This is a genomic window from Microcoleus sp. OTE_8_concoct_300, from assembly GCF_031383065.1.
In the GTDB taxonomy this organism is placed as follows: domain Bacteria; phylum Cyanobacteriota; class Cyanobacteriia; order Cyanobacteriales; family Microcoleaceae; genus Microcoleus.
The window spans coordinates 1-1,363 of the sequence record NZ_JANMZH010000594.1; the positions used below are offsets into that span (position 1 = coordinate 1).

The following is a 1,363-nucleotide window of genomic DNA, read 5'->3' on the forward strand; positions in this document are numbered from 1 at the left end:
GCCATCCCCTGTTTGCTGCGCTGCTGCTGCAAGTTTGGCTGTAGCTGCTGCTGGCAGGCGCCGCAAACCAAGACTGTTAGGAAAAAAGTATAAATTCGCACTTTACCCATTAACTTTGAAAACATTTTCCCCCCGGTTCTAGTTATTACACTAAAGCTTGAAGAACATCCTTCTAAAGGCATAGATGTAATTTTACTTCGGATAAGAATCTTTAATTACCGCAAATTTACTATTCAAATCAGTCCGATAACTTTGTTAAATACACTACACTCTAAGTCCAATTGTCGGAAATGTTAACTATTAAAAAAAATTTATAAGTAGCCATGGTAGTCGGCGTCCCGCTCGCCTGCTACAGTGGCTACTTAAGTCAGTAGAACAACCTCAAACCCAACTTAAAAGCAACGTTATGAAAACCAAAAATATCAGCGCATTCATCCCCGGACTAAACGCTAAAAACATGACTAACAGAGCGAGCGAAGGTGCGATCGAGAAAAAGTTAAACACCGAAAAAGTCAGCACTGCTTCGCCCGCATTCCCCCAAGCCCGAACGACGCTATAAGAATCAGCAGCGTCTGAAATTAGCACAATTTTTCAACCAGAAAAAGTTAGCATAATTATGCCGACATTCAACGCCAAAGACACACTTGGCCAAGCGATCGAATCTGCGCCAACGGCACTCACCATAATCTATAAATCCTAGTAATTGACGACGGTTCAACCGACGGTACGGAAAAAACCGTCACCGACATGGCGGTGAAAGACGAGCGAATTAAGTATTACAAAAACCCCATAAACTTAGGAGATTAAAAATCCATAAATCTAATGATGGAAGCAGCAACCGGACAATTTATCGCCTTTTTAGACAGCGACGACACCTGGGAACCAAACAAACTAGAAGAATGTTTGAAAATGTTAAAATAGCACCCATAAATTAAATCAGTCGGTCACGATGTCCGCTATCTAGACAAGCACGGCAACAAAGTCGGCTACATCCCCACATATCCTACAAATAAAGAAGAATTGCAGGAGGTTCAAGAAAAGGGCACGATTCCCTGGGTTTTCCCCACAGCTTTAGTAGTAGAACGAGAAGCTATCCTAGAAATCGGAGGATTGTTAGAGTGGAAAGTAGGAGCAGATACCGAGTTCACGGCCAGACTAGCTCAAAAGCACGGGATGCTAGGTATAAAAATGCCCTTAGGAAACTACCGAGTTTTGGGCAACACTTTAACAGATAAATATTGGTTGGACAAGCGTCTAGTCATAGACTGCGTTAAAGAAAACCAACTGCGGCGGATTCGCGGTCAATCAGAGTTAACATTCACCGAATACCGAGAAATCTTTTTCCAAAACCTGCCGCCATTGA

General features: G+C 42.6%; 1 protein-coding gene and 2 pseudogenes. 2 read left to right on the forward strand and 1 reads right to left on the reverse strand.

The genetic code is table 11. From position 1 onward, the window contains the following. Nucleotides 1-381 precede the first annotated feature (381 nt). Complete coding sequence (locus ACUVJL_RS27525; RefSeq protein ID WP_445248753.1) at nt 382-585, reverse strand: hypothetical protein; 204 nt, start codon at nt 583-585, stop codon at nt 382-384. A gap of 117 nt (nt 586-702) precedes the next feature. Between ACUVJL_RS27525 and ACUVJL_RS27530 the strand changes: the two are divergent. Next, nucleotides 703-921: pseudogene (locus ACUVJL_RS27530) on the forward strand (glycosyltransferase family 2 protein). A 99-nt stretch (nt 922-1,020) separates the two neighbouring features. Then, nucleotides 1,021-1,363 (forward strand): annotated as a pseudogene (locus tag ACUVJL_RS27535) (glycosyltransferase family 2 protein); the annotation flags it as partial.